This window comes from Pseudomonas sediminis, assembly GCF_002741105.1.
Classification (GTDB): domain Bacteria; phylum Pseudomonadota; class Gammaproteobacteria; order Pseudomonadales; family Pseudomonadaceae; genus Aquipseudomonas; species Aquipseudomonas sediminis.
On record NZ_NIQU01000008.1, the window covers coordinates 1 to 23,280 of the forward strand.

22 protein-coding genes and 1 rRNA gene are annotated in these 23,280 nt (G+C 61.3%); 7 read left to right on the forward strand and 16 right to left on the reverse strand.

Annotated elements, in window-relative coordinates:
* The 5 genes from CDO35_RS18070 to ilvC form a co-directional block, all read right to left on the reverse strand.
* Positions 1-98: ribosomal RNA gene (locus CDO35_RS18070) — 16S ribosomal RNA — on the reverse strand; the annotation flags it as partial.
* Positions 99-664: 566 nt separating this feature from the next.
* A complete protein-coding gene (msrQ, locus tag CDO35_RS18080; RefSeq protein ID WP_099526060.1) occupies positions 665-1,291 on the reverse strand; it encodes a protein-methionine-sulfoxide reductase heme-binding subunit MsrQ in 627 nt (208 codons plus the stop codon).
* Positions 1,291-2,301 (reverse strand): protein-methionine-sulfoxide reductase catalytic subunit MsrP, encoded by a 1,011-nt coding sequence (gene msrP, locus CDO35_RS18085; RefSeq protein WP_099526061.1) that lies wholly within the window; start codon positions 2,299-2,301, stop codon positions 1,291-1,293. Before msrP ends, msrQ begins: the two co-directional genes overlap by 1 nt.
* A gap of 66 nt (positions 2,302-2,367) precedes the next feature.
* On the reverse strand, positions 2,368-3,183 hold the full coding sequence (pssA, locus tag CDO35_RS18090) for a CDP-diacylglycerol--serine O-phosphatidyltransferase (RefSeq protein ID WP_026088416.1): 816 nt from the start codon (positions 3,181-3,183) through the stop codon (positions 2,368-2,370).
* 147 nt (positions 3,184-3,330) lie between these two features.
* On the reverse strand, positions 3,331-4,347 hold the full coding sequence (gene ilvC, locus CDO35_RS18095; RefSeq protein WP_037001483.1) for a ketol-acid reductoisomerase: 1,017 nt from the start codon (positions 4,345-4,347) through the stop codon (positions 3,331-3,333).
* 126 nt (positions 4,348-4,473) lie between these two features.
* On the opposite strand from ilvC, the gene ilvY reads away from it, so the two are divergent.
* Positions 4,474-5,355 carry an HTH-type transcriptional activator IlvY gene (gene ilvY / locus CDO35_RS18100; RefSeq protein ID WP_099526062.1) on the forward strand — a complete coding sequence of 294 codons (882 nt, stop codon included), beginning with the start codon at positions 4,474-4,476 and terminating at the stop codon, positions 5,353-5,355.
* A gap of 52 nt (positions 5,356-5,407) precedes the next feature.
* On the opposite strand, the gene ilvN is transcribed toward ilvY, so the two are convergent.
* Together ilvN and CDO35_RS18110 are read right to left on the reverse strand one after the other, a co-directional pair.
* Positions 5,408-5,899: an acetolactate synthase small subunit gene (gene ilvN / locus CDO35_RS18105; RefSeq protein ID WP_003462832.1), complete on the reverse strand. Its 492-nt coding sequence runs from the start codon at positions 5,897-5,899 to the stop codon at positions 5,408-5,410.
* Position 5,900: 1 nt separating this feature from the next.
* Positions 5,901-7,625, reverse strand: coding sequence for an acetolactate synthase 3 large subunit (locus tag CDO35_RS18110; protein ID WP_099526249.1), 1,725 nt, complete (start codon positions 7,623-7,625; stop codon positions 5,901-5,903).
* Between the two features lie 402 nt (positions 7,626-8,027).
* Here CDO35_RS18110 and CDO35_RS18115 point away from each other — a divergent pair, with 402 nt between their 5' ends.
* Positions 8,028-8,462: a DUF4124 domain-containing protein gene (locus tag CDO35_RS18115; protein WP_099526063.1), complete on the forward strand. Its 435-nt coding sequence runs from the start codon at positions 8,028-8,030 to the stop codon at positions 8,460-8,462.
* A gap of 16 nt (positions 8,463-8,478) precedes the next feature.
* Here the strand turns inward: CDO35_RS18115 and CDO35_RS18120 are convergent, their stop codons facing one another.
* The 3 genes from CDO35_RS18120 to mrcB form a co-directional block, all read right to left on the reverse strand.
* Positions 8,479-8,808, reverse strand: a complete 330-nt coding sequence (locus CDO35_RS18120; protein ID WP_099526064.1) for a YqcC family protein — start codon at positions 8,806-8,808, stop codon at positions 8,479-8,481.
* Positions 8,808-9,488 (reverse strand): tetratricopeptide repeat protein, encoded by a 681-nt coding sequence (locus CDO35_RS18125; protein ID WP_099526250.1) that lies wholly within the window; start codon positions 9,486-9,488, stop codon positions 8,808-8,810. Before CDO35_RS18125 ends, CDO35_RS18120 begins: the two co-directional genes overlap by 1 nt.
* Positions 9,489-9,555: 67 nt before the next feature.
* A complete protein-coding gene (gene mrcB / locus CDO35_RS18130; RefSeq protein WP_143507346.1) occupies positions 9,556-11,874 on the reverse strand; it encodes a penicillin-binding protein 1B in 2,319 nt (772 codons plus the stop codon).
* Positions 11,875-11,988: 114 nt separating this feature from the next.
* On the opposite strand from mrcB, the gene CDO35_RS18135 reads away from it, so the two are divergent.
* The 4 genes from CDO35_RS18135 (at position 11,989) to CDO35_RS18150 (ending at position 15,270) form a co-directional block, all read left to right on the forward strand.
* Positions 11,989-13,551, forward strand: coding sequence for a bifunctional aminoglycoside phosphotransferase/ATP-binding protein (locus CDO35_RS18135; RefSeq protein WP_099526066.1), 1,563 nt, complete (start codon positions 11,989-11,991; stop codon positions 13,549-13,551).
* 93 nt (positions 13,552-13,644) lie between these two features.
* On the forward strand, positions 13,645-13,989 hold the full coding sequence (locus tag CDO35_RS18140) for a pentapeptide repeat-containing protein (RefSeq protein ID WP_099526067.1): 345 nt from the start codon (positions 13,645-13,647) through the stop codon (positions 13,987-13,989).
* A 105-nt stretch (positions 13,990-14,094) separates the two neighbouring features.
* A complete protein-coding gene (locus CDO35_RS18145) occupies positions 14,095-14,367 on the forward strand; it encodes a TfoX/Sxy family protein (protein WP_099526068.1) in 273 nt (90 codons plus the stop codon).
* Between the two features lie 105 nt (positions 14,368-14,472).
* The gene (locus tag CDO35_RS18150) at positions 14,473-15,270 is read left to right on the forward strand and encodes a cyclic nucleotide-binding domain-containing protein (protein ID WP_099526069.1); all 798 of its coding nucleotides are present in this window, start codon (positions 14,473-14,475) and stop codon (positions 15,268-15,270) included.
* 295 nt (positions 15,271-15,565) lie between these two features.
* On the opposite strand, the gene CDO35_RS18155 is transcribed toward CDO35_RS18150, so the two are convergent.
* From CDO35_RS18155 to CDO35_RS18180, 6 genes are all read right to left on the reverse strand, one after another.
* On the reverse strand, positions 15,566-15,973 hold the full coding sequence (locus CDO35_RS18155; protein ID WP_099526070.1) for a nuclear transport factor 2 family protein: 408 nt from the start codon (positions 15,971-15,973) through the stop codon (positions 15,566-15,568).
* Positions 15,974-16,034: 61 nt separating this feature from the next.
* Positions 16,035-16,919, reverse strand: coding sequence for a ChaN family lipoprotein (locus CDO35_RS18160; protein ID WP_099526071.1), 885 nt, complete (start codon positions 16,917-16,919; stop codon positions 16,035-16,037).
* Between the two features lie 15 nt (positions 16,920-16,934).
* Complete coding sequence (locus CDO35_RS18165; protein ID WP_099526072.1) at positions 16,935-17,702, reverse strand: heme ABC transporter ATP-binding protein; 768 nt, start codon at positions 17,700-17,702, stop codon at positions 16,935-16,937.
* The gene (locus CDO35_RS18170; RefSeq protein WP_166432425.1) at positions 17,702-18,688 is read right to left on the reverse strand and encodes a FecCD family ABC transporter permease; all 987 of its coding nucleotides are present in this window, start codon (positions 18,686-18,688) and stop codon (positions 17,702-17,704) included. Before CDO35_RS18170 ends, CDO35_RS18165 begins: the two co-directional genes overlap by 1 nt.
* Before the next feature lie 50 nt (positions 18,689-18,738).
* Positions 18,739-19,635, reverse strand: coding sequence for a heme/hemin ABC transporter substrate-binding protein (locus tag CDO35_RS18175; protein ID WP_099526074.1), 897 nt, complete (start codon positions 19,633-19,635; stop codon positions 18,739-18,741).
* Positions 19,636-19,689: 54 nt separating this feature from the next.
* A complete protein-coding gene (locus CDO35_RS18180; RefSeq protein WP_099526075.1) occupies positions 19,690-20,754 on the reverse strand; it encodes a hemin-degrading factor in 1,065 nt (354 codons plus the stop codon).
* A gap of 192 nt (positions 20,755-20,946) precedes the next feature.
* Here CDO35_RS18180 and CDO35_RS18185 point away from each other — a divergent pair, with 192 nt between their 5' ends.
* The gene (locus CDO35_RS18185; RefSeq protein ID WP_099526076.1) at positions 20,947-23,157 is read left to right on the forward strand and encodes a TonB-dependent hemoglobin/transferrin/lactoferrin family receptor; all 2,211 of its coding nucleotides are present in this window, start codon (positions 20,947-20,949) and stop codon (positions 23,155-23,157) included.
* The last annotated feature ends 123 nt before the right edge of the window (positions 23,158-23,280 follow it).

The following is a 23,280-nucleotide window of genomic DNA, read 5'->3' on the forward strand; positions in this document are numbered from 1 at the left end:
CGCTAAATCAAGGAGCAAGCTCCTCTCATCCGCTCGACTTGCATGTGTTAGGCCTGCCGCCAGCGTTCAATCTGAGCCATGATCAAACTCTTCAGTTCAATACTGCTTGGGTTTTGAGAAAACCCTAAACTTGGCTCAGCAATCGCAAAACTTTCAAATTAATGAAAGGTAACTCTCGAATTAACGAGTGTTGCTTTGTGATGCTGATAATCAGCTGACTATCAGTCTTACCTCACAAGCACCCACACGAATTGCTTGATTCAGTTGTTAAAGAACAGTTGGTTAAGTCTTTCGTCTCAACCGAGGCCGCGCATTCTACAGCAGCCTTACTACCTGTCAAGCTGTTTTTCGATTTTGTTTCCGGAGAAACTTCTTTCTACTCAACCACTTGCGCCTTCGATCCGAACTTCTTCTCTCCAGCGGGAGGCGCATTCTACAGCGTTCAAAACCGCTGTCAACACCTCTTTTCTACCGCTTTCGATCCATTCGACCGAACCACCAACAGGACTCAACCACCACCCTGTCGACCGGCGCGCATTCTACACACCAGATCCAGCTTTGCAAGCCCTTCATTCAACTTAACTTATTGATTAACAAGAAGTTTTTGAAGCGCTTCATCGCTGAAGTGGCGCGCATTCTACATCCGGCAGAATATGCGTCAAGCTTATATTTCAACTTTCTTCGGATTTTCTCGCCAAAGGACGCCAGCTCGCTGCAACCCACTTGCCACTGCAGAAACACGCATCAGCAACAGCGCCCCACCGATGAGCGCATAAGCGAGCCACTCACCCAGATCCGCACGCACCACCCAGAGCATGTGCAGCAAGGCCAGTAACAGGATGACGTAGACCAGACGGTGCAGAGCCTTCCACTTGCGGCCCAGCTTTCTGATGCTGAAACGATTCGAGGTAACGGCCAATGCCAGCAAGCCAATGAACGCCAGCGCCCCAACGATGATGTAAGGACGCTCGGAAAGATCGCGAAGCACCAGCTCCAGACGCAACCCGGCGATAAACAGCCCATAGCCGGACAGGTGCAGCGTTACGTAGACAAAGCACCATAGACCTAACTGTCGGCGTACAGCGATCCAACCGCTCCAGCGGGTCAGCTGCTGCAGTGGCGTCATTGCCAAGGTGATCAACAGAAGGATCAGAGCACCGAGCCCCAGGTTATCCACCAGAACCTTTCCAGGGTCAGGTCCCAACGAATCGAAGACAGCGCAGTACAGCCAATACAGCGGCGGCACCAATGCAGCCAGGAATACGCTGACGCGCCAGAGCCTGTAGCGCATCAGTAGTACCTCGCCAGATCCATGCCCGCGTAGAGGTCAGCGACCTCCTCGTAGCCATTGAACATCCGGGTGTCGATCACATTGGGGCTGAACAACCCGCTGGGCAAACGCCGCTCGGTTGCTTGAGACCAGCGCGGATGATCCACCTGCGGATTGACGTTGGCATAGAAGCCGTACTCGTTCGGCGCAATGCGCTCCCAAGTAGTTTTAGGCGCCTCGCTCACCAGGCTTATACGTACGATGGACTTGATGCTTTTGAAGCCATATTTCCAAGGCACCACCAGACGCAAGGGAGCACCGTTCTGGTTCGGCAGCACTCGGCCGTACATGCCGACAGCCATGAAGGCCAACGGATGCATGGCCTCGTCCAGACGCAGACCCTCGACATAAGGCCAATCGATCAGAGAGAACCCCGAGCGCTGGCCCGGCATGCGCTCACGATCGACCAGCGTTTCGAAGCGCACATAACGAGCCGATGAGGTGGGCTCGACCTGCTTGAGCAGTTCGGCCAGAGGAAAGCCCAACCAGGGAATGACCATGGACCAGGCCTCGACACAGCGAAGTCGATAGATACGCTCTTCGAACGCATGCGGTTTGACCAGATCCTCGATGGCATAGCGCCCCGGCTTGCCCACCTCGCCATCGACCATCACCGTCCAGGGCTCGACCTGCAGCTTGCCGGCATTGGCCACCGGATCGCCCTTACCTGTGCCGAACTCATAGAAGTTGTTGTAGTGCGTCGCGTCCTTGAACGGCGTGATGCTTTCACCTTCAGCCGTAATCGCTTGCCAGCGCGTGGCCGCCAGTTTCTCTTCGAACCAGCCAGGCGCCTTGGCGGGCTCGACATCGCTGTAGCGCCCTTGGGCTTCGGCACTGGCCCAACCAGGCATAGCCGCCATCGCAGCCAGCGCCAGCGAGCCCTGCATCAGCTTGCGACGGGAGAGGTAAACGGATTCCGGGGTGACTTCGGACTCAAGAGCCCGAGAAGAGGGAGGTACTCGGATGAGCATGGCGACTCCGCGACTACAGTTTGAGAAACGAACTGTAGACCACGGAGTGCAGGAGAAATTACAGCGTCAGGCAGATTTACGACGACGCAACTGCAGCAGGTACTGAATCGGACCGGAGGCTGCGTAAGCGAGGAAGATAAGCAGCAGGATACGGGGCGGGTCGCTGAATACCACCGCGAATACCAGCACCACGGCGAGAATGGCCACGAATGGCACGCGCCCTTTCAGATCCAGGTCCTTGAAGCTGTAGTACTTGATGTTGCTGACCATCAGGCAACCCGCAGCAGCGACCAGCAACGCCACCGCAAAGGACATGTTCGAGCCCTTGATACCGAAGTCGCTGAACGCCCACACCGTACCGGCAACCACGCCCGCCGCAGCCGGACTGGCCAGGCCGATGAAATAGCGCTTGTCGACGCTACCGATCTGCGTATTGAAACGGGCCAGGCGCAAGGCTGCACCAGCGACATAGATGAAGGCGACCATCCAGCCAACCTTGCCCATGCTGCCCAGCGCCCATTCGAATGCGAGCAACGCCGGCGCAACGCCGAAGGCAACCATGTCTGAAAGCGAATCGTACTCGGCACCGAACGCACTTTGCGTATTGGTCAGGCGCGCTACGCGACCGTCCAGACCGTCGAGCACCATGGCGACAAATACCGCGGCGGCAGCCACGTAGAAGTTGCCGTTCATCGCATTGATGATGGAGTAGAAACCGGCGAACAGGTTAGCCGTGGTGAACAGATTGGGCAGCAGGTAAATGCCACGGTGACGCACCTTGCGCCCTTCCGCGTCCTGCCCTTCCTCTATGTGCTCGTCGATCGGCAGCAGGCTTTCCAGATTATCGCCAGCCGGCTTTTGATCCTCGGGACCTTCACTCATGAACAGCACCTTGCAACGGGTTTGACAAATTTCGACCGGGACGACTGAACTCAGTTCGCCAATCAGCGAGCTGGCTTTATACCAGAAGCCTCGCCCCAGAATGAAAAAACGCGGCATAAAGCCGCGTTCTTTCGCACATCGCAGACCTTAGTTCTTGGCCTTGTCGACGATCTTGTTGGCAGCGATCCACGGCATCATCGAACGCAGTTGCTCACCGATGACTTCGATACCGTGAGCGGCGTTGTTACGACGCTTGGCGGTCATCGACGGGTAGCCAGTGGCACCTTCGCTGATGAACATCTTGGCGTATTCGCCGTCCTGGATGCGCTTCAGAGCGTTGCGCATGGCCTGACGGGATTCAGCGTTGATCACTTCCGGACCGGTGACGTACTCACCGTACTCGGCGTTGTTGGAGATCGAGTAGTTCATGTTGGCGATACCGCCTTCGTACATGAGGTCGACGATCAGCTTCAGCTCGTGCAGGCACTCGAAGTAGGCCATTTCCGGCGCGTAGCCAGCTTCAACCAGGGTTTCGAAACCGGCTTTGACCAGTTCGACGGTACCGCCGCAGAGAACGGCCTGCTCACCGAACAGGTCGGTTTCGGTCTCGTCCTTGAACGTGGTTTCGATGATGCCGGTACGGCCGCCGCCAACGCCCGAAGCGTAGGACAGAGCGACGTTCTTGGCATTGCCGGAAGCGTCCTGGTAAACAGCGATCAGGTCAGGGATGCCGCCGCCTTTGACGAACTCGGTGCGAACGGTGTGGCCCGGAGCCTTCGGCGCGATCATGATCACGTCGAGATCAGCACGCGGTACGACCTGGTTGTAGTGGATGGCGAAGCCGTGGGAGAAGGCCAGGGTGGCGCCCTTCTTGATGTTCGGCTCGATCTCGTTCTTGTACAGCTGGCCCTGGAATTCGTCCGGGGTCAGGATCATTACCAGGTCGGCAGCGGCGACGGCGGAAGCCACGTCAGCGACTTTCAGGCCATGGGCTTCAGCCTTGGCAACGGTAGCGGAGCCTTTACGCAGACCGACGGTGACGTCGACGCCGGAGTCTTTCAGGTTGCACGCCTGAGCGTGGCCCTGGGAGCCGTAGCCGATGATGGCAACTTTCTTGCCCTGGATGATCGAGAGGTCACAGTCTTTGTCGTAATAAACTTTCATGTTCTTGGCTCTTGTGTATCGAAAAGGATGGGGTGCGGAGCACCGCGACAGAGAGACCTTAAGTGATTCGAACCATTGCGTAAAATGATATATTTGCAACACCACATGCCGATTTATGAAATATAAATGGACAGTCACTCTCTCAGGCTTTTTCTCTCCCTGGCTGACAACCTGCACTTCGGTCGAACCAGCCGCGAGCAGCATGTCAGCCCTTCTGCGCTCAGCCGTAGCATCAAGCAGCTAGAGGACGAAGTCGGCGCTGCGCTGTTCGTTCGCGACAACCGCTCAGTCCGCCTGACCCGCGAGGGCCAGCAGTTTCGCGAGTACGCGAGCGAGGTCATCAATGGCTGGCAGGCCATTCGCCAGACCTTCATGCAGGACCAGTTGAACCTGCATGGCGAGCTGTCGCTGTACTGCTCGGTCACCGCGAGCTACAGCTTCCTCTACGACATCCTCAGCAGCTTTCGTCAGGACTACCCGCGTATCGAAATGAAACTTCACACCGGCGACCCGGCAAAAGCAGTCGAGCGCGTGCAACAAGGGCTGGAAGACCTGGCCATCGGCGCCCTACCCGACAGCCTGCCGGCCGGGGTCAAGTTTCAGTCGATCACGCGCTCTGACTTGCGCTTTATCGGCCCCCAAGCGCCCCAACTGCTGAACGAGGAACAACTAAAGAATCCAACGGCAGATAATTGGAAAGACGTGCCGATGATTCTTTCGGAAGAGGGCCTGGCACGGACACGCACCGATCGCTGGCTGAAAAGCCACAACATCAAGCCGCGCATCTATGCCCAGGTCAGCGGCAACGAAGCGATCGTCAGTATGGTCAGCCTGGGTTTCGGTATCGGGGTGGTGCCGCAGATCGTACTGGATAACAGCCCACTGACCGCACGCATTCGCATCTACGACATCCAGCCACCGCTAACCGCTTATGACATTGGTTTGTTCGCGCTGGAAAAACGCCTCAAGGACCCGCTGATCGCAGCTTTCTGGAATCGCCAACGCTGAATTTCGGGCAATAAAAAGCCCCGCACCAGGCGGGGCTTTTTCACCATGACGATCAGATACTCAGTACCTTGTCGCCACGTGCGATACCGGTGACGCCACTGCGTACAGTTTCCAGGATCGATGCAGTACCGACAGCCTGAATAAAGCTATCCAGTTTGTCGCTGGTACCAGTCAACTGCACGGTGTAGACGCTGCTGGTCACATCCACGATCTGGCCGCGGAAGATGTCGGTAGTACGCTTGACCTCGGCACGCTGAGCGCCAGTGGCCTTGATCTTGACCAGCATCAGCTCGCGCTCGATGTGGGCGCTTTCCGACAGGTTGACCAGCTTGACCACCTCGACCAGTTTGTTGAGGTTCTTGGTGATCTGCTCGATCACCTCATCCTGCCCAACGGTGGTGAGGGTCAGGCGCGACAGCGTCGGATCCTCGGTTGGCGCAACGGTGAGGCTTTCGATGTTGTAGTTACGCTGGGAGAACAGACCAACCACGCGCGACAGGGCGCCCGGCTCGTTTTCCAGCAGCAGGGAAATGATGTGTCGCATCTTAGGTCCGCTCCGTCTTGCTCAGCCACATGTCACGCATCGCACCGTCTCTGATCTGCATCGGATAGACGTGCTCGCTGGAATCCACCGCGATGTCGAGGAACACCAGGCGGTTCTTCAAGGCAAAGGCTTCCTCCAGCTTGGGCTTGAGGTCCTTCAGCGAAGTGATGCGCATACCGACATGGCCATAAGCCTCGGCCAGTTTGACGAAGTCCGGCAGCGACTCCATGTAGGAGTGCGAATAACGGCTGTTGTACTGCATGTCCTGCCATTGGCGAACCATGCCGAGGGCACCGTTGTTCAGGTTGACGATCTTCACCGGCAGGTCGTACTGCAGGCAGGTCGACAGCTCCTGGATGTTCATCTGGATGCTGCCCTCACCGGTGACGCATGCCACATCGGCTTCCGGGAAGTTCAGCTTGATGCCCATTGCGGCCGGGAAACCGAAGCCCATGGTGCCCAGGCCACCGGAGTTGATCCAGCGATTGGGCTTGTTGAACCGGTAGTACTGCGCCGCGAACATCTGGTGCTGGCCCACATCGGAGGTGATGAAGGCATCGCCCTTGGTCACGTCGCACAGGGTTTCGATCACGGTCTGCGGCTTGATGATCGAACCGTCGCCCTCGTTGTATGGGAACAGACGACCATTGCCACGCCACTCGTCGATCTGTTTCCACCAGCTGGCAACGGTGTCCTTGTTCGGGGTTTCACCGATTTCCTTGAGGATGGCGACCATCTCGGTCAACACGCTGTCCACCGGGCCAACGATCGGGATATCAGCCTTGATGGTCTTGGAGATCGAGGCCGGGTCGATGTCGATATGAATGATCTTGGCGTTGGGGCAGAACTTGGCCGCGCCGTTGATCACACGGTCATCGAAGCGCGCACCGACGGCCAGAATCACGTCAGCATGGTGCATGGCCAGGTTGGCGGTGTAGCTGCCGTGCATGCCGAGCATGCCGATGAACTGGCGGTCGGTACCCGGATAGCCACCGAGGCCCATCAGTGTGTTGGTCACCGGCAGGTTGAGCATCTGCGCCAGCTCGGTCAGCGGCGCAGAGGCGCCACCCATGATCACGCCACCGCCGGAATACATGACCGGACGCTTGGCGGCCAGCAGCATCTCGGCCGCCTTGCGGATCTGGCCGGAGTGACCACGTACCGCCGGGCTGTAGGAGCGTAGCTTGACCTTCTTCGGATAGACGTATTCGAACTTCTGGGTCGGGTCGCCCATGTCTTTCGGAATGTCGACCACGACCGGACCGGGACGGCCGGATTCGGCGAGATAGAACGCCTTCTTCAGCACCTCAGGGATTTCCGACGGGTGCTTGATGATGAAGCTGTGCTTCACGATCGGGCGGGAAATACCGACCATGTCGGTTTCCTGGAAGGCATCGGTGCCGACCATGGCGCTCGGCACCTGGCCGGAGATCACCACCATCGGAATGGAATCCATGTAGGCAGTCGCGATACCGGTGATGGCATTGGTCGCGCCAGGGCCAGAGGTCACCAGCACCACACCGGCCTTGCCGGTGGCGCGGGCATAGCCGTCAGCCATATGGGTCGCAGCCTGTTCATGACGCACCAGGATGTGAGTCACTTCCGGTTCTTTGAACAGGGCATCGTAAATGTGCAGGAGAGCACCACCAGGGTACCCATAGATATGCTTAACGCCTTCGTCACGCAGGAAGCGGACGACCATTTCAGCGCCGGATAAAAGCTCCACGTTGTTCACCTCTTGAACGCCAGTATGCCACCCGCCAACGGGCAGCCCTAAGTAGGTTCTTACTGTCAGCGGACACGCACGACGGTGATCGTGGATTCGAAACATCAGCTTGACGAGTAACGGAGCAGCCCATGGTCTTGCGGGGCTGGCCCTCCCAGCGCGAGGTAACGCGTTGCGGGTGTCACGGTTCGGCGCGGGTAGCGCCTCTTTTCCCCGAGCTGAAGGACGCTTGCGGCGGACTCCACTACGGGGGAAGGCTGGATTGTTCGGGTTCGGCGAGGGCAAGTCAAGCGATGGCTAACCTATTATTCAACCTGCTGCTGTGACGCAGCGCAGGATGAAGATTGCCGGCTTTTGGTTATAGTAACCATCAGCACCGCCGCTCTCGATAAAGGAAACAGCATGCGCCACATGATTCTTACTGGCACCTTGATGCTCGCGTTGAGCACGTCCGCCATGGCCAGCCAGGTGTACAAGTGGGTAGATGACAAGGGCGTGACCCACTTCGGCGCACAACCTCCGCAGGGCCAACAGGCCACCACCATCAATACCTCAGCACCACCTCCCCGACCGGCACCCAGTGAGCCGGCACCCAGTTTTGACGAGCAGCTCGACCCCGAGCAGGCGGCCATCGACAAGAAGGTCAAGGAAGATGTGGCGAAACAGGAAGCCGAGCGCAAGCAGTACTGCGAGACAGCACGCACCAACCTTGCTCAGCTGGAAAACAACCCACGAGTCAGGATTGAAGACGGTGGCGAGCTGCGCCGTATTGGCGAGGATGAGCGCCAGGAGCGCATCGCGGAGCTGAAGAAGTCCATCACGGAAAGCTGCAAGTAATGGACTACGCGCAACCTCAGGGCGTGCGCGTGATCAGGCGATCGAACTCGCCGAGTAGTTCAAGCAGCCGGCGCGCAATGCCCGGCTGCTGCTGATAGACCATCTCGGCCATCGCCTGAATACCCGACACCGACGGCAAGGCAGCGCCGCTTTCCAGTAGCACTTTCATTCGCGGCAGAAAAATCCACTGCAGCCATTGCTCGAACGCCAGCGTATCGACACAGAACGGCTCCGGGCTGGCAAGGGCCTCGGCGCTGGGCGCCTCCTCCTGCCACCAACCCAGCACACGCAACTCACGCTCGATCAGCAGCAAGTGTTCGGCCAGTGCGCTCACGCGAGCATCCATCAGAGATTGACTCGTGCGCGTTCACGGGCCTGGGCAGCACCAGCGGGATCACCCTGCCCCTCGCGAGCGCGGGCAATCAGATCCCACAGGCTGGCCTGCAGCGCCGGACGACCACTGGCTTGAGTCAGACCACGACGTGCCAGTTGCTCGGCCTGCGCTGCATCGCCTTGAGCCATACGTACCTCGGCAAGGCGGTAGAGCACCTGCGGCTCACGTGGTGCGATGCGCTGGGCACGCTCCAGGCTGGAGGCGGCACCATTCAGATCGCCACCACCCTGCTGCTGTTGAGCAGTGGTCAGCAGCGCGAGAACCGGTCCATCCAGTTGCTCGTCGGCCGCCAGGCCACCGCTGCTGGGAATGCCACTGGGCACACTCGGTGCCGAGGAACCAAAACTGCCTTGGCTCGGCGCAGAAGGTTGACTGCTCACGGGAGGATCAAAGGTCAGGCCGCCACTGGAGGTGATCGGCTGTGAGTCTGTCTGCAGCGGCGTGGAGACCGCACCCTGCGGCACCATCACGACAACCCCGGAGTCTTCCTCGATACGCTGCGGCGTAGCTGCGGGGGCTGGGCTGGTCGACGGACCAGAACCACCCGACGATAGCGGAGAGCCGGCATCGATCACCGGAATCGAACCCTGCGGCACCGTACTGCAACCACTCAGAACCGCTGTTGCCAGCATCGTGGCAAGCCACTTCTTGTTCACATCCAATCCTCTTCAGGTAACACCGAGCCACTCGACTCGGCCGTTATTCCAACCAACCCTTGACCCAATCCATCACCGACTCGACGGGTGCCTGGATACCGCAAGCGGAGCCCGGGGCAGGTTCACTGCCGCGAATATAAGGCATCTGTACCGCATTCGGGCAGCCCGAAGCCGAGCCCAGACCCGTCTGACGATCCACCCAGGCCTGGGTGACGTTGTCCGGCATCGGCATATCCAGAGGCAGCGGATCGGCCTTGCGCATGAAGCCGGTCCAGACCTGCAGCGCACCGGTCGCACCAGTCAGCGGGGTTGGGCCATTGTCATCGCGCCCCAGCCACACCACCGACAGCAGATCCTGACTGAAGCCAGCGAACCAGCTGTCACGCGAGTCGTTACTGGTGCCGGTCTTGCCCGCCAGATTCAGCGAGCTGGGCAGTTGGCTGTACACCGAACGCCCCGTACCTTCACGCATGGTGCGCTGCATGGCGTTCTGCACCAGGTAAATGGCCCCCGGATCAAAACGTTGCTGGATCTTGAATGGATAGCGCCCGAGCGGCTCGCCGTCAGCGGTCAATACGCTGCGAATGCCGCGCAACGGCGTATTGAAACCACCATTGGCCAGGGTCTGGTACATGCCCGCCACTTCCATCGGCGTCAGCGCCCCAGCACCGAGCAGCATCGACGGATAGGCTGGCCACTTGCGCTCGACACCCAATCGTTCGAGAGTCTTGAGCACATTGGGCACGCCGATCTCCAGGCCGAGCTTGGCCGTAGACAGGTTGTAGGACTGCGCCAGCCCCTGATACAGGTAGATGGTGCCGTGAGCCTTGCGGTCGTAGTTCTGCGGCGTCCAGACCTGGCCGTCCTGCCCCTTGATGGAGAAGGGTTCATCCTCCAGCCAACTGGTCAGGGTGTACTGGCTGGGACGCTCCAGCGCCGACAGGTAGATCGCCGGCTTGATCAGCGAACCTATCGGCCGCACGGCGTCCAGCGCTCGGTTAAAGCCAGCAAACCGCGGCTGACGGCTGCCAATCAATGCCTGAATTTCCCCGGTCTCGGGGTTGGTCACGACCATACCGGCCTGCACTTCATCCACGCCTTTGCGCCCGGCCAGGCGCTTGAGCGTCTCGGCCAGCGCCTCTTCGGCCTTGAGCTGCAGAATCGGATCGAAACTGGTGAAGATGCGCAGGCCTTCTTCGGTCAGGTCCTGCTCACGATAGTCCTCACGCAACTGACGCTTGACCAGGTCGAGGAACGCCGGGAACGAGCTATCGGCCATGCTGCCGCGCGACGTGACGCCCAGCGGTTTCTCCTTGGCAGTAGCGGCCTCCTCGGGTGTGATCGAACCTTGCTCGGCGAGCAGGTCAATCACCAGATTACGCCGCGCCAGCGCACGCTCGGGATTGCGTCGCGGGTTGAAGTAGGTCGGCCCCTTGACCATGCCCACCAGCAACGCAACCTGCTCCAACTTCAACTCGGATACCGGCTGACTGAAGAAGTACTGACTGGCGAGACCGAAGCCATGCACGGCGCGCTGACCGTCCTGACCGAGGAACACCTCGTTCATATAGGCTTCGAGAATCTCGCGCTTGTCGTAATGCAGCTCCAGCAGCACCGCCATCATCGCTTCGGTGCCCTTACGCAGCAGGGTACGCTCGTTGGTCAGGTAGAAGTTCTTCACCAACTGCTGGGTCAGGGTGCTGCCGCCCTGCACCAGGCGACCGGAGGAGGCGTTGATCCAAAGTGCGCGGGCAATACCCTTGGGCGATACGCCGAAGTGTTCGAAATAGTCGCGATCCTCGACCGCCACCAATGCATCGATCAGATAGGCCGGCACCTGATCCAGCTTGATCAGAATGCGATCTTCCTGGTGCGCCGGGTAAAGCCCGCCAATCAGCATCGGTTCCAGCCGCGCCACCGCCAGATTGCTGCCATCGGCCTGGGTCAGCCCGGCCACATAATCGCCAGAGAAGCGCACCCGGACTTTCCGTGCGGGCTCGGCGCCCTCGTAGAACTGAAAGCCGCGACTGTTAAGTTCGATGTTGTTACCCGCCACCGATACCGCGCCAGGTCCATTGACCGTGCTTTCACGGCGATAGCCCAGGGCGTCGAGTTCGCGCAGGAAGTCATCCTTGGCCAATTTCTGGCCCACGAAGAGCTCCAGCGGTCTGGCATAGACCTTTGCGGGCACGGTCCAGCGCTTGCCGGAGAATTTTTCCTGCACCACGGCATCGAGGTAAACGGCAAAGCCAGCCAGGATCACCAGGCCAACCAGACCGAGCTTGAGGCCCCATGCAAGCCAGGGACGCATGCCGGACGAGCGGGATTTTTTGTTTGAGCGGGGGGAGCGTTTTCGAGTCATGGCGGGATTATACGCACTTTACATAGGGGCCAGCAGGCCGCCCGGATGGTTTGCAGAGCAGCTCACAGCGGCCATAATGCCCAGCTCGAACAGCGTCTAGAACAAGGATCGAACGTGAGCCAAGCCCTGATTGCCGCATTGCAGAACCCGGCCCTGTATCCGCACCCTGTGGATGGGTTTCAGGTCATTGAGACCCACATTTCTTGGGTTTTGCTCACTGGCCCCTACGCCTACAAGATCAAAAAACCGGTCAACTTCGGTTTTCTCGATTTCACCGAGCTCGATGCACGCCGGCATTTCTGCGAAGAAGAGCTGCGTCTCAACCAGCGTTTGACCAAGGATTTGTATCTGGACGTGTTGCCGATCGGCGGCAGTGAAGACGCACCCAGCCTCGACGGCGGCACGCCAGCCATCGAATATGCACTGAAAATGCGTCAGTTTCCGCAGGAGCAACTGCTCAGCGCCATCCAGGCCCGCGGCGAACTGAACGACGCCCATATCGACGCCCTGGCCGAGCAGATCGCCACTTTTCACCTGAACGCACCGAAGGTACCGCAGGATCATCCGCTGGGCACTGCCGAAGCGGTAATGGTTCCGGTGCAACAAAATTTCGAGCAGATTCGTCCGATGCTCAGCGAGCAGGCAGACCTGCAGCAACTCGACGCCCTCGAGGCCTGGGCTCAGTCCAGCTACGAACGCCTGCAACCACTGTTGAGCGAACGCAAGACGCAGGGTTTCATCCGCGAATGCCATGGTGATATTCACCTGGGCAACGCCGCCCAGATCGACGGTCACGTGGTGCTGTTCGACTGCATCGAGTTCAACGAACCCTTCCGTTTTACCGACGTCACCGCCGATATCGCCTTCCTCGCGATGGACCTCGAAGACCGCGGCCTCAAATGCCTGGCACGCCGCTTCATCAGCGGCTGGCTGGAGCGCACCGGCGACTATGCAGCCCTGCAACTGCTGAATTTCTACAAGGCCTACCGCGCCATGGTTCGCGGCAAAGTCGCGTTGTTCCGCCTGGGTCAGGAACAGGACTCGGTGCAGCGAGCGGTGATCCTGCGCCAGTACCGTGGCTACGCCGCTCTGGCGGAGAGCTACAGCGCCATTCCATCGCCCTTCCTAGCCATCACCCATGGCGTATCGGCTGTAGGTAAAAGCCATGTCGCCATGCGCCTGGTCGAAGCGCTGGGCACCATTCGCCTGCGCTCCGACATCGAGCGCAAGCGCCTGTTCGGCGAGCAAAGTGCCGAAGCCAAGGACCAGTTAAGCGCCGGCATCTACAGCAGCGACGCCAGCCAGGCGACTTACCAACGCCTGCACCAGTTGGCGCGCCAGGCACTACTGGCAGGCTTTCCTGTGGTGATCGACGCAACCTATCTCAAGTCAGCGCAACGCCAGGCTGCCAGCGAAGTCGCTGAAGAGACTGGTGTGCCGTTCCTGATTATCGACTGCCATGCGCCGCAAGCCGTCATCGCCAGTTGGCTAGAGCAGCGCCAGAACGAAGGCCAGGACCCGTCCGATGCCACGCTGGACGTTATCCAGGCCCAACAAACCAGCCGCGAACCGCTCGACGACGAAGAGCAGAGCCACAGCAAGCGCGTCGACACGCACGACAGTGCAAGCCTGGACAGCCTGGTCGAACGTATTCGCCAGCGCCTGCCAGGGATCTGAGTATCGTTGCGCCCTTGACCCATGGCTTCAGCCTGCCAGGCAAACCCTGGCAGGGCTTCTATACTGCCGGTGAGACCACTACCGGTATCTGCCATGAGCCAGCCACGCCAGCTTGATCATCCGCTCTACCACCTCCTGCATAACGACGACGTGAAGGGCTTCAATGCGCAGAAGCCCAAGGGTGTCGAAGTCGACCTGTCCGGCGGCGACTTTCGCGGGCTCGACCTGCGCAACATGGACACCGACGCGATCAACTTCACCGACGCCTATTTTCGCGGCGCCGACCTGCGCGGCCTGGATTTCCGTAACGCCAAGATCGAAGGCGCCAGCCTGGCCCACGCACAGATCTCGGGCGCCTACTTTCCCGTCGAACTGACCGCTGATGAAATTCTCATGTCGGTGAATTTCGGCACGCGCCTGCGTTATCGCACCAAGTAGCAGCGTGCGACCACGGCATGCGCCTCTCAGCCCCAGGCAATTGGCCGCTACACTTTTTGGCAGGCACGCCAACGTGAACCTTTCACCCGCACGCATGGAGGCCCGATGAACGACGAACTGCAACACCTGAAGAACCTGGGCAAGACCTCGGCACAGTGGCTACACGCTGTGGGTATTCACAGCGCTAACGACTTGCGCCGCTACGGCGCTGTCGGCGCCTATCGCGCGGTCAGGGCGCGTGGCTTCCGTGCCTCCAAGGTGCTGCTTTACGCCATCGAGGGCGCGCTGCTCGATGTGCATTGGAGTGAGCTACCTGCGGCGCACAAGGCCGAACTGAACGGCAAGCTGGACGAAGCCCAGAGCCACAACAAGAGCTAGCTCACAACACCAGTGCAAGGTGATTTACTCGAAGAGCCGCACAGCCTATTGTTTCAGGGACCTTCGTGTGGTCAGCCAGCCCAGCCAGTTCAAGGAATTACGGTTATGTATTTACTCGGGGAGCAACCGGCCTACGCCGATCAGTTGATCAACCGCCTACAGAGTATCCCCACTCAGCTGCTGGAAGGGCTGCAACCCGCGGGTGAGCCACTGCGCCTGGAACGTGTCGATGACCTGGCTCAGGTACTGCCAGGCAATCAGCTATTCATCATCGAGAATGGCTTGTTGCATGCGCTGGTCGACGAGCGCCCGTTGTTCTATCTGCAGGAAGGCGATCTGGTCGGCCTGCGTCAGGGCATCGATCTGCCCTCCTGCCGCTACAGCAGTGAAGAACCTATCAGCCTGATTCCCTATTCGCGCAGTGAAGTGTTCCAACACATCTATGCCAGCGAGCAGCGCCAGGAACAGTTCATTCAATACCTGATCGGCCATACTGCCCTGCTGTCCGACGCACTGGCACGCCTGAAACAACCGGAGATCCGTCCGGCGACTGGCTTCCAGCATTTCGCGGCCGGCGAAGAACTGATCCACCAAGGCGATGAAGCCGACCACGTGTTCATCATCATCGAGGGCCACGCCGAGGCCTACGTCGACGGCCAGAAGGTCGGTGACGTGCAGAAGGACGAAATCTTCGGTGCCATGGCAGTGTTCACGCGCGAGAGGCGTAGCGCCACGGTGGTCGCCAGCGAACCTTGCACGGTCATGGTGATCCCCAAGGAGCAGTTCCTCAGCCTGATGCAGAGCAACCCGCGCATCGCTCACAGCCTGATCGAGAGCATGGCCCGACGCATCGACCTGCTGAACAAGGAAGTGACTCAGCTGCGCCTGCCCGGCGAATCCTGAGCCTTCATTTGTTCTCGACCAACCCCGGCCATCGCCGGGGTTTTGCATTTCTGAGCCCGGCAAAAACTTTCTGAGAAAAATTCTCAAAAGGGCGTTGACTATGAAATGAGAATTGTTATTATTACCTCAACTGGTCGCGAGATCAGCCGATAAGCTAAAGAGACCATTCAGTCGGACTCTTCAGATTATCTCCTCATCAGGCTAATCACGGTTATTGACCCGGCTCTTGCCGGGTCTTTTTTTTGCCTGGACGAACGTTCGTCCTGCTGTCTCCAGCCGATACCCCTAGCCGGATTTAATCGTCGACCTGCGCCAACCAGTCCGGCAGGTTGAAATGCAGACTGATGCGCGTAATCAGCCCATTGCCGATTTCGAAGAACGCGCCCACCCGTACCTCGTAACGCTGCCCGCAGGCCTCCGGCAGCCCATCGTCGGTCGCCAGGTACTCGCCAATGACGCGGTACTCGCAGGCAGCATGCCGCCCCTGTGGTTCGGCCAGAATCACCAATGCATCGACCGTCTCGCGATAGCAATGCAGTTGCCGCTCGAGAAAAGCGGCGAAGGCGTCGCGCCCGTGCTCGGCGAACCCCTGATTGGGCTCCAAAATCAGCTCGTCACTGACCCGTGCCAGGCAGGCACGAATATCCCGATCATTGAGGGCGTTGAAATAACCTTGCAGCAGGTCGCGGACGTCAGTGGACATAGGGCAGACTCCAGAGCGGCAAAGCGCCAAGGATACCTTGCGGTCTGCCTGCGAAAGGCGGCTAGGGTCGCAGTTTGGCGCAGTGATCCTGCGCAGGCTGCGCGGCGGTGAACCAGACGTAGTCAGCCATGGACGCGTCCATCGCACGGCCGACCTCGGCCAGTATCAGCACCACATTGCCGGTCTGCGCATCGAGATCATCCAGGTGCAGCGGCACGCCGAGGTCCTTGCGCACGTGGAAGGCGCCAGCCAGCAGCAGGCTTGGCTGCGGTGCGGCCAACAGCGCCTCGGCCATGCGCCGGTCGCGCTGCTGCTGCACGGCGAGCATCGCCGGCAACTGGCTGTCCGGCAGCAAGTCGCAGTGCGATTCGCGGATATCCGCCAGCAAACGCGCCTGCACCTCGCCTGCGCTGGAGCGCTCGCCCTGCAAGGTCGGGCGCTGGCGGTAGATCTGCATGATCTCGGCACGGTCCAGATTGGCCGCGAGCAGGGGATAAGGTTGACGCAACTGATGCTGCACCAGCGGTCCGTACAGCGACCAATCCCATCCCGACTGCCAGGCCAGCGCGTCGAACGGATCTGCAGGCACCTGCCCTGTGCGTGCAGCGGCCTGGGCCTGATCAACCCTGCTCTGCTGATCGGGATTGAGCATCTCCATCAGCACACTGCCCTGCGGGCGTTGCCGGGATAGCTCACGCGACAGCCAGAGCTGCACGGCATGGTGATCGGGATTGTCATGCTGTTCACCAACCAACACCCGCTGGGCCGGCGCCAGGCGACTCAGCAGCTGCTCAGGACTGATGGTTTGCCCACTGGCAAGATCGACGATACGGCCCAGGTCGGCATGCTCGCGGCCCAGTGGGGCGAGGGGCGCCGGGGGCGGTAGCACATCTCGACTCTGGCAGGCGGCCAGCAGCATCAGACAACTCAGCAGAACCACTCGCATCGAACTCTCCAAGGCTCAGCGTGCGACGATCAGGGGATGGCCGCGCTCGGGGTGAGTCTGCACCAGCACCTCCAGGCCGAAAACGGCCTGCAGTGGCTCGGCCCGCAATACCTCGGCAGGCGTGCCCAGTGCATGCGCCCTGCCCTGCTCCAGCAACAACAGGCGATCACAGTAACGCGCAGCCAGATTGAGGTCGTGGAGGATCACCAGCACTGCCGCACCGGATTCAGCCAAACGACGAACCGCCTGCAGGCAGGTGTGCTGATGCAGGGGGTCGAGCATCGAGGTTGGCTCGTCGAGCAGCAGAATCTGCCCCTCGCCGCCCGGCCACAGCTGCGCCAGCACTCGCGCCAGGTGCACGCGCTGACGCTCACCACCGGACAGGGCCAGGTAGCTGCGCCCGGCCAAATGCGCGGCATCAGCTGCGTGCAGCGCCTCCTGGACGATCTGCGCATCGCGCACGCGCCCGCTGTCGTGAGGCAGACGGCCCATGGCGACCACCTCCTCGACGCGGAAGGCGAAGTTCAGGCTCGAACTCTGCGGTAGCACGGCCAGGCGCCGGGCGCGCTCCGGCCCCGACCAGTCATCGAGCGCGCGCTGCTCCAGCGTCACCTGCCCGGCACTGGCCGGCAACTCGCCGGTCAGCGCTGCCAGCAAGGTGCTCTTGCCCGCACCATTCGGCCCCAGCACACCCAGCACTTCGCCTGGACGCAGCTGCAGATCGATGCCACTGAGCACCACACAGGGCCCGCGGCGAACTTCCAGCTGTTCGACCTGCAGCATCAGCTTCGCCCCCGCACCAACAGATAAAGAAAGAACGGTGCGCCGATCAGCGCCGTGACGATGCCGATCGGCAACTCGGCAGGTGCCAACGCCAGGCGTGCAACCAGATCAGCCAGCAGCAGCAGGCTGGCACCGGCCAGTGCGGATGCCGGTAATAGCAAGCGATGATCGGGGCCGACCAACAGACGCATCAGGTGCGGAACCACCAGCCCGATAAAGCCGATCAGGCCGGCGGCGGCTACTGCTGCGCCGACACCTAGCGCCGTGCAGAACACCAGCTCGCGCTTGAGGCGCTCCACATCGAAACCGAGATGGCGCGCCTCCGACTCGCCCAGCAGCAGCGCGTTCAGCGCTCGTGCCCGCCGCGGCAACCATAGCGCCACGGCCAGCGTTGCCAGCAACAACGGCCAGAGCCGTGCGTAACTGGCGCCATTGAGACTGCCCAGGTTCCAGAACGTCAGGGTACGCAACGTCGCATCGTCAGCCAGATAGGTGAACAGGCCGATGGCCGCGCCAGCGAGTGCGGTCAAGGCAATGCCGGCTAGCAACATGGTCGCCACGTGGGTCTGCCCATCACGCCGGCCCAGGCGGTAGACCAGCGCCGTCACCAGCAAGCCACCGACGAAGGCACAGACCGACAGTAGATAAGGCGCGAAGGCTTCGGGCAAACCGCCGAACGCGGCGCCGCCAACGATGGCCACCGCAGCGCCGAGTGCGGCACCGCTGGAGACGCCGACCAGGCCAGGGTCCGCCAGAGGGTTGCGAAACAGCCCCTGCATCGCCACACCACAGAGCGCCAGCACCATGCCCACGGCGAGCCCGAGCAGCGTGCGCGGCATACGGATCTGCGCCAGGATCAATTCCGCCTGCTGCACCGACGCATCTGCTGCAAGCGGCACGCCCAGCAGACGCAGCGCGGCACGCAGAGTGTCGCCCAGCGGCAGGCTGACCGGGCCGAGCGCCAGCGAGAACCACAGCGCAAGCACGAGCAGTAGGCCCAGTGCGATGAACAATGGGCGCGTCGAAAGAGGTGAGGTCATGGCGCGCGTTTGGCTTCAGCTGTCAGAGAGTGGCTGGCAGGATAAAAGCCTGCGCCGAGCATCGCCAGCCCATCCGGCACACGCGGTCCAAGACCGCCGACCAGCAGGGTCGGGTCGAGCGCCAGCAAACGCCCCTCACGCGCCGCACGCGTACCGGCCAGGGCCGGGTTCTGCTGCAGCAGGGCCTGCCTCGCGGCATCGCCTTCAAGGGCGCGATCAGCGACCACCACGACCTGTGGGTCTAGCGCCAGCAGTGCTTCACTGGACAGCGCCTTGTAGCCATTGTGACTGGCCAGGTTGCGCCCACCGGCGCGACTGATCAGCCAGTCGGCCGCCGTATCGACGCCGCCCACCAACGGGCTGCCACCGGCGTGCCCGAGCAACAGCAACACACCGGGCGCTTCCTGGCTGCGCTGGGCCTGCTCGACCCACTGCTGCTGAGTCTGCAGACGCGCCTGGTAATCGGCGAAGGCGCGTTGCGCTGCCGCTTCATCCCCGAGCAACTGGCCCAGACGTTTCAGGTTGGCCTGCAGGCTGTCCAGCTCCGCGCGCGCCGTCAGACGTTCGATACGCACGCCGGCTGCAGCCAGTTGCTCGAGTACCGGCGGCGGGCCCATCTCCTCGCTACCCAGCAGCAGGTCCGGGCGCAGGGCGAGAATGCCCTCGGCAGCCAGTTGCCGTTGATAACCGACGCTGGGCAGCTTGGTCAGCGACGCCGGATGACGACTGGTGGTATCGACACCCACCAGTTTGCTCTCGCCGCCCAGCAACACCACCCACTCACTCAGGGCACCGCCGGAACTCACCCAGCGCTGCGGCAATGGCTCGGCAAACGCCATATTGGGAAACAGCAGGACAGCCGCCAGGCCGCCCAGAATATTCGCAAGACGCATGGTCTCGACTCCTCGAACGTGACATCGACCGGCCCCGCTGGGAGCCGGCACGGATCAGGCCAGCACCGGCAGTGACTCGGCCAGCTCGCGCCAATCATCACGCTCGGCCATACCGGGCTTGCGTGCGCCGAACAGCTGAATGACCAGCTCGCCCTCGGCATCGAAGGCTTCCAGGCTGGTGATCACGCCATCGACGCTAGGCTTGCGCACGCGCCACAGCTCGACCACACCACGGGTCTGCAGGTGCAGGTTGAAGTCGGGGTCAAGTACGTTGAACCAGCTGTCCATCCAGCGCAGGTTGTGCACCGGGCCAGTGTGGATCTGGATGCAGTGACGGTTACCGACGAACACCATGATCGGCACTTCACGGGCAGCGGCCTGCTCCATCAGCACTGTCAGCTCGGAGGTCGCCAGCGGCTGCGCCCATTGCTCACCCGCCAGGCGCAACGCCTGGGTGCGCGCGACTTCATGCTTTTTCAGCAGGGCGAAGAAATGGTGGGTGTCCTGCAGTGTCGACCAGCCCTCACGCAGCGCCTGGCTGTCGACCTCCGCATCGGCCTTGCGCGCTGGTGCGGCTGGCGGTGGCAGCAATTGCAGCTCGGCATTCTGCTCGCCGGCGAAACGCTCGACCAACGGCTGCCAGGCGCTTAACTCGCTGTGCTCGGTCAGGTAGACCTTGTGCACGGCGACGCCCTGTTGGTCGAACACCTGGATGCTGCGTTGGGTGCCCTTGGCGGTTTCCTCGGCGATGGCGAACACGCTAGCCCAACCACCGAGGAACAGGCGCAGGTCGATGTCGGCAGACACCACCAGGCCCATCTGCCCGGATGCGGCAACGCTCACTTCACGGTACAGCCCCTTGCGCTCATGGACGCAATGCTCGTTACGCGTCAGCACCATGACCCGACCGAGCTCGCCAAGCGCCGGCAGCAACGCGGCCCAATCCGGGCGCAGGCGCTGCGCGTCGATGCCCAAGCGGCTGGCGGTCAACTCGGCCTCGCTGACACCTAGCTGCGCCGCTGCTTCCCTGGCGCGCAGACGGGGCTGCTGATCACGCAGCGTTTGCCAGGCCTGGTAAAGACCGGCAGCCGGCGCTGCCAAGTTATTTGCGGTACTCATCGGGATTTCCTCTCTCACGGGCAGTTACCACCACCGTCGGCGACGCGAACGAGTACCGACACGGCAGTGCAATTTGAGAGAACGATAATCTACCTGAGAATTATTTGCACCAAATAAGTAATCTGGTTAACGTCTTGCGCCGTCGCCAACCAGGCAGTCGCAGAGCTGCCACGCATGCACCGGAGTACCACCATGCACGTTCGCCCGCCCTTCGCTCGCCGCTCCTGGCTCGCGCTGCTGTTGCTGTGCCCTTCGCTGGCTCTGGCTGAAACGCCAGCCGAGCTACCCGCTGTCGAGGTCACTGGAGTGGCGGCCAAGCAACCGCTGCCGACCACGACCCAGACCGACGCCCAGACGCTGGAACGCCGACAGATTCGCAGCTTCGATGACCTGTCGCGCCGTGCCGAGCCGGGACTGAACTACAACCGCAGCAACAACAGCATCAACATCCGTGGTCTGGACCGCGACCGTGTGCTCACCACCCTCGATGGTATTCGCATGCCCTGGCTGAACGACGCCGTGCGCGAGGTGAACGGCGGTCTGGACAGCATCGACTTCCAAAGCCTGTCGTCAATCGATGTGGTGCGCGGCGCCAACTCCAGCCAGGTTGGCTCAGGCGCCCTTGGCGGAGCGCTGCAATTGCGCACGCTGAACCCGGACGACCTGCTGGGCGACAAGGACGAGTTTGCCGGCATGATCAAGAACGACTACGACAGCGCCGACCGCAGCTGGGGGCTCAATGCCGCGCTGGCCGGCCGCTTCAACGACACCTCCTGGTTGCTCCAGGCTGGCGGGCGCAAGGGGCACGAGCTCGATAACCAGGGCAACCGTGATGTTCTGGGCAGCCAGCGCACCGAAGCCAACCCCAGTGACACCGATCAGCACAGCCTGCTGCTCAAGGTTCAGCAGAAGCTCGGCGGCGGGCACCGCGTCGGTGTGACCGCCGAACTGTTCGAGCGCACCGAGAACATGGATAGCCGCATCAACCAGGGCACCGCCAACTATCCACGGCACTATGAAACCCGCGAGAGCAACGAGCGCAAGCGCCTGTCCTTCGACCACCAGTACCGTGCCGAGAGCAGCGACAGCCTGCTGGATTGGGCCGACACCATCGTCTACTGGCAGAAGCTGCGTCGCGAAGACGAGGTGGACGCCACTCGCGCCGGAACCCTCGCCGGACCGTTCGGCCGTAACAACGAGATAGAGAAAACCCAGTACGGCATCAACGGCAGCCTGGGCAAGCAACTGGGGCAGCACAACCTGACCCTGGGTGCGGAGTGGAGCCGCATCGAGGCCGAGCAGTACAGCGGCGGCTACGATGCCTGCCCCAGCGTACTGGTACCGCCCTTCCCGCCGCGCCCGGACAGCACGCCCGCCGGCATCTACTTTTCCTGCATCAACCTGCACACCAATCAGGCCGAAATGCCGAAGACGCCGGGCAACCTGTACGGCCTCTACCTGAAAGACGACATCGCCCTCAGCGACACACTGACCCTGACGCCAGGCGTGCGCTATGACCGCTACGAGTACAAACCCAAGAGCGGCACCAGCGGTTACGTGCTGGCCGGCGACAGCGTGATGCTCACCGAAAACAAGGACTCCAACTGGGCCGGCAGCCTGCTGCTGACCTGGCAGGCGCACGAGCTGGCGACCCTCTACGCGCAATGGGCGCAGGGCTTCAAGGCGCCGGACGTCAACGAGCTGTACAGCACCTTCACCAACTCCGGCATGGGCTACGCGCGCGTCGGCAACCCCAACCTCAAGCCCGAGGAAAGCACCGGCTACGAAGTCGGCGCGCGCCTGGGCGACCAGCATCTGGGCGGCTCCGTCAGCCTGTTCGACAACCGTTACAAGAACTTCATCGACAGCATCACCGCCAACGAAGAGGACTATGGCTTCCAGGCCGGAGAATTCCCGACCTTCTTCGAGGTGATGGAGAACCGCGACAAGGTGCGCATCTACGGCGCCGAAGGCACCGCGCATTGGCAGTTCGCACCCTCCTGGCAAGCCTGGAGCTCGGTTGCCTGGGCCGTGGGCAAGGACCGCGAAACCAAACAACACCTGAACTCGGTCGCCCCGCTGACCGGCACCCTCGGCCTCAGCTACACCCAGCAGCACTATGGTGCGGACCTGATGCTGACCGCCGCCCGCCGTCGCGACAAGGTCGAGAACGACAGCGACTTCAAGGCCCCCGGCTATGGCGTGGTCGACCTCACCGGTTACTGGCAACCGGCAGCGCTGGATGGCGTCCGGCTGCAAGCCGGTCTGTTCAACCTGTTCGACAAGAAGTACTGGAACGCCCTCAATGTGCCCAGCATTGGCGGCCGCACCACACCTCAACCGGTCGACTACTACAGCGAGCCGGGTCGCACCTTCCGCGTGTCGGCCTCCTGGCAGTTCTGAGTTCCACTTGGCGCAAGGATGCGCCCTCCTCCTTCTTGCGGGATAATCCGCCCGCCTTGCGGCGCTATGCGCCACCTTCTTCCTGCCGGAGGAAGGTCATCCGAGGTCGTCGACCTTCACGCT

Coding starts and splice junctions, on each gene's coding strand:
- msrQ (WP_099526060.1), bottom strand. CDS start 1,291: ATGCGCTACAGGCTCTGGCGCGTCAGCGTATTCCTGGCTGCATTGGTG.
- msrP (WP_099526061.1), bottom strand. CDS start 2,301: ATGCTCATCCGAGTACCTCCCTCTTCTCGGGCTCTTGAGTCCGAAGTC.
- pssA (WP_026088416.1), bottom strand. CDS start 3,183: ATGAGTGAAGGTCCCGAGGATCAAAAGCCGGCTGGCGATAATCTGGAA.
- ilvC (WP_037001483.1), bottom strand. CDS start 4,347: ATGAAAGTTTATTACGACAAAGACTGTGACCTCTCGATCATCCAGGGC.
- ilvY (WP_099526062.1), top strand. CDS start 4,474: ATGGACAGTCACTCTCTCAGGCTTTTTCTCTCCCTGGCTGACAACCTG.
- ilvN (WP_003462832.1), bottom strand. CDS start 5,899: ATGCGACACATCATTTCCCTGCTGCTGGAAAACGAGCCGGGCGCCCTG.
- CDO35_RS18115 (WP_099526063.1), top strand. CDS start 8,028: ATGCGCCACATGATTCTTACTGGCACCTTGATGCTCGCGTTGAGCACG.
- CDO35_RS18120 (WP_099526064.1), bottom strand. CDS start 8,808: ATGGATGCTCGCGTGAGCGCACTGGCCGAACACTTGCTGCTGATCGAG.
- CDO35_RS18125 (WP_099526250.1), bottom strand. CDS start 9,488: ATGCTGGCAACAGCGGTTCTGAGTGGTTGCAGTACGGTGCCGCAGGGT.
- mrcB (WP_143507346.1), bottom strand. CDS start 11,874: ATGACTCGAAAACGCTCCCCCCGCTCAAACAAAAAATCCCGCTCGTCC.
- CDO35_RS18140 (WP_099526067.1), top strand. CDS start 13,645: ATGAGCCAGCCACGCCAGCTTGATCATCCGCTCTACCACCTCCTGCAT.
- CDO35_RS18145 (WP_099526068.1), top strand. CDS start 14,095: ATGAACGACGAACTGCAACACCTGAAGAACCTGGGCAAGACCTCGGCA.
- CDO35_RS18150 (WP_099526069.1), top strand. CDS start 14,473: ATGTATTTACTCGGGGAGCAACCGGCCTACGCCGATCAGTTGATCAAC.
- CDO35_RS18155 (WP_099526070.1), bottom strand. CDS start 15,973: ATGTCCACTGACGTCCGCGACCTGCTGCAAGGTTATTTCAACGCCCTC.
- CDO35_RS18160 (WP_099526071.1), bottom strand. CDS start 16,919: ATGCGAGTGGTTCTGCTGAGTTGTCTGATGCTGCTGGCCGCCTGCCAG.
- CDO35_RS18165 (WP_099526072.1), bottom strand. CDS start 17,702: ATGCTGCAGGTCGAACAGCTGGAAGTTCGCCGCGGGCCCTGTGTGGTG.
- CDO35_RS18175 (WP_099526074.1), bottom strand. CDS start 19,635: ATGCGTCTTGCGAATATTCTGGGCGGCCTGGCGGCTGTCCTGCTGTTT.
- CDO35_RS18180 (WP_099526075.1), bottom strand. CDS start 20,754: ATGAGTACCGCAAATAACTTGGCAGCGCCGGCTGCCGGTCTTTACCAG.
- CDO35_RS18185 (WP_099526076.1), top strand. CDS start 20,947: ATGCACGTTCGCCCGCCCTTCGCTCGCCGCTCCTGGCTCGCGCTGCTG.